The sequence below is a fragment of the Hydrogenophaga sp. genome (assembly GCF_018780075.1).
In the GTDB taxonomy this organism is placed as follows: domain Bacteria; phylum Pseudomonadota; class Gammaproteobacteria; order Burkholderiales; family Burkholderiaceae_C; genus Hydrogenophaga.
The window spans coordinates 1-3,479 of sequence record NZ_JADMKB010000165.1 but is presented as its reverse complement, the minus strand read 5'-3'; the positions used below and the strand labels follow the sequence as shown (position 1 = coordinate 3,479).

The window sequence follows — 3,479 nt, the reverse complement described above, 5'->3', positions numbered from 1 at the left end:
GCGGCCTCGCCCGGCATCGAGCTGAAGACGGCGCCGGAAGGCTACGTGAAGCTGCACGCCAACCACCACCTGTGGAGCAAGTCGCGCATCGCCCAAGGTCAGCCCGACGGCACCTTCAAGGTGGTGTCCGAGTCGCCGCAGCTCATCGAACCGAACCCCTTCCCCAAAGGCTATCAGTAACCCCCCCTACGGCCTGCGGTATGCGCTGGGCCGGAAAGCTTGAGCGCGCGGGTGGTGCTTGGGTTCCACCCGCTTCCTGCAGCGGTCCGACCTTCGCACGGCCGGGCCGCGCAGGCTTTTTCGAGATGCCGGACCAACGAGGTGGACGATGACATTCACAGACATGCTCAACATCGGGCTCATGCAAGGCTTCGCCGGCCTGAGCCTGTTTTCCGTGCTGCTGCTCATGGGCCTGGGCCTGGCGGTGATCTTTGGCCAGATGGGCGTGATTAACATGGCCCACGGCGAGTTCATGACGATCGGCGCCTACACCATCTACCTGGGCTCGACGCTGACCGAAAAGTACGCGCCCGGCCTGGTGCAGATGTACTTCCCTGTGGCCATCATGGCCGCTTTCTTCATCGCCTTCGCGGCCGGCTGGCTGACCGAATGGGCGCTGATCCGCCACCTCTACAAGCGCCCGCTGGACACCCTGCTGGCCACCTGGGGCCTGAGCCTGGGCCTGCAGCAGGTGTTCCGCTCCACCTTCGGTCCCAAGGAAGTCAGCCCCACCCTGCCCGACTGGCTGATGGGCTCGTGGGCACCGGCCGAAGGCCTGGACATCCCCATCAACGGCCTGTTCGTGATGGGCCTGACCGCCGTGGTCACCGCCTTCCTGCTGCTGGCCCTCTACAAGGCACGCTGGGGCCTGCGGGTGCGCGCCACGGTGAGCAACCGCGTGATGGCCAATGCGATTGGCATCAACACCCAGCAGACCGACCGCCTGACCTTTGCCATCGGCTGCGGCATCGCTGGCGTGGCCGGTGCGGCCTTCACCACCATCGGCTCCACCGGCCCGACCAGCGGCTCGCTCTACATCGTGGACAGCTTCCTGGTGGTGACCTTCGGTGGCGCCGGCAGCCTGCTGGGCACCGTGGCCTCGGCCTTCGGCATCGCGCAGACGCAGTCCATCTCCGAGTTCTTCATGAGCGGCTCCAACGCCAAGGTGCTGACGCTGATGACCGTCATCACGGTCCTGATGCTGCGTCCACAGGGCCTGTTCGCCTCCAAGGTGCGTCGCTGAAGCCTTCCCGGAACCCTAGGAGCAATCGCATGACAAAAATCCAAGACTGGCTCAAACAGCAACAGCTCGGCAGCTTCCTGCTGCTGGCGGTGCTGCTGATGGTGGTGTTCCCGCTCTCGCTGGACACCTTCCGCCTCAACCTGGTGGGCAAGTACCTGACCTACGCCTTCGTGGCCCTCGGCCTGGTGATGCTGTGGGGCCATGCCGGCATCCTCAGCCTCGGCCAGGGCGTGTTCTTCGGCCTGGGTGGCTACATGATGGCCATGTTCCTCAAGCTGGAAGCGTCTGACCCCGTCAGCACCCAGATCCAGTCCACGCCGGGCATCCCCGACTTCATGGACTGGAACCAGCTCACCGAACTGCCGGTGTGGTGGGTGCCTTTCAAAAGCCTGCCCTTCGCCATCGCAGCCGTGGTCATCGTGCCCATGCTGCTGGCCTTCATCGTGAGCTTCGCGATGTTCAAGCGGCGCGTGGGTGGGGTGTACTTCGCCATCATCACGCAGGCCGTGGCCCTGGTGCTGACGGTGCTGATCATCGGCCAGCAGGGCTACACCGGCGGCGTCAACGGCATCACCGACCTGAAGACCATGCTGGGCTGGGACATCCGCACCGACGAGCACCGCCTGGTTCTTTACCACGTGTGCTGCGCGCTGCTGCTGGGCTCGGTGCTGCTGTGCCGCTGGGTGCAGAAGTCCAAGCTGGGCACCCTGCTGCTGGCCATGCGCGACAAGGAAGACCGCGTGCGCTTCTCAGGCTACGACGTGGCGATGTTCAAGGTGTTTGCCTTCTGCCTGGCAGCCGGTCTCTCGGCCATCGGTGGCGCGATGTTCACGCTGCAGGTGGGCTTCATGTCGCCGTCCTTCGTGGGCATCGTGCCCTCCATCGAGATGGTGATCTTCGCTGCGGTCGGTGGGCGCATGAGCCTGGTGGGCGCCATCTACGGTGCCCTGCTGGTGAACTTTGGCAAGACCTACTTCTCGGAGTCGGCACCCGACCTGTGGCTCTTCCTGATGGCCGCGCTGTTCATCGGCGTGACCATGGCCTTCCCCGACGGCCTGGCCGGTTTGTGGGAGCAAAAGATCAAGCCGTGGTGGGCCAAGCGCCAGGCCGAGCGCCAGGCCCAGGCCGAGCGCATCCGTGCCGCACATGCCATCTACCCGGCCGTGCTGCCGCCTGCCAAAGGCGATGGGGATGGAGATGGGGGTGGCAATGGCATGCCCCCCGGCATCCGCGGTCAACAAGCCTGACAGGAGACCCCCATGAGCGCCACCGCCCCCAGCAAAGAGTTCGTTCTCTACGTCGAAGACCTCACCGTGTCCTTCGACGGCTTCAAGGCCATCGACAGCCTCAACCTCTACGTGGACAAGAACGAGCTGCGCGTGATCATCGGCCCCAACGGCGCCGGCAAAACCACCCTGCTCGACCTCATCTGCGGCAAGACCAAGGCCTCCGCCGGCAGCATCCAGTTCAAGGACCAGGAGCTGACCAGGAAGTCCGAGCACGCCATCGTGCGCTCGGGCGTGGGCCGCAAGTTCCAGACGCCCTCCATCTACGAGAACCTCAGCGTCTTCCAGAACCTGGAGGTGTCCTACCCCGAAGGCCGCTCGGTCTTCGGCGCCCTGGCCTTCAAGTGCACCGACGAGGTCAAGGCCCGCGTGCAGGTGGTGGCCGAGGAGATCGGCCTGGCGGACAAGCTCGGCACCGAAGCCGGCCTGCTCAGCCACGGTCAGAAGCAGTGGCTGGAGATCGGCATGCTGCTGATGCAGGACCCCGAGCTGCTGATGCTGGACGAGCCGATTGCCGGCATGAGCGCCCGGGAGCGCGAGCTCACCGCCGAGCTGCTCAAGCGCATCTGCAAGAACCGCTCGATGATCGTGATCGAACACGACATGGCCTTCGTCGCGCAGATCGCCAGCAAGGTGACGGTGATGCACCAGGGCAAGATTTTGGCCGAGGGGACGATGGACCAGGTCCAGTCCGACCCCAAGGTCATCGACGTTTACCTGGGCCACTGATGGCCCGGCCAAGCCGGATCCATGGCGGCCACTGGATCAACACCACCGATGCGCACGAAAGGACACGAGCGATGTTGGAAGTCAAAGACCTGTACGTCAGCTACGGCCAGAGCGAGGCGCTGCACGGCCTCTCGTTCGAGGCCCACCAGAACGAAACCGTGGCCATCATGGGCCGCAACGGCATGGGCAAGACCACGCTGTTCAAAAGCCTCATGGGCGTG

General features: G+C 64.7%; 5 protein-coding genes. All 5 read left to right on the top strand.

Features of this window, described 5'->3' with window-relative positions:
- Positions 1–180, top strand: a 180-nt coding sequence (locus tag IV088_RS24580; protein ID WP_291107247.1) for a transporter substrate-binding protein, incomplete at its 5' end; no start/stop codon positions are given.
- A gap of 148 nt (positions 181–328) precedes the next feature.
- The gene (gene urtB, locus IV088_RS24575; RefSeq protein WP_291107244.1) at positions 329–1,243 is read left to right on the top strand and encodes an urea ABC transporter permease subunit UrtB; all 915 of its coding nucleotides are present in this window, start codon (positions 329–331) and stop codon (positions 1,241–1,243) included.
- A gap of 29 nt (positions 1,244–1,272) precedes the next feature.
- Entirely contained in the window at positions 1,273–2,490 is a 1,218-nt protein-coding gene (gene urtC / locus IV088_RS24570) for an urea ABC transporter permease subunit UrtC (RefSeq protein WP_291107241.1), read from the top strand.
- Between the two features lie 12 nt (positions 2,491–2,502).
- Positions 2,503–3,258, top strand: coding sequence for an urea ABC transporter ATP-binding protein UrtD (gene urtD, locus IV088_RS24565; protein ID WP_291107238.1), 756 nt, complete (start codon positions 2,503–2,505; stop codon positions 3,256–3,258).
- 71 nt (positions 3,259–3,329) lie between these two features.
- Positions 3,330–3,479 (top strand): ATP-binding cassette domain-containing protein (locus IV088_RS24560; protein WP_291107251.1); only part of this gene is annotated, 150 nt, incomplete at its 3' end.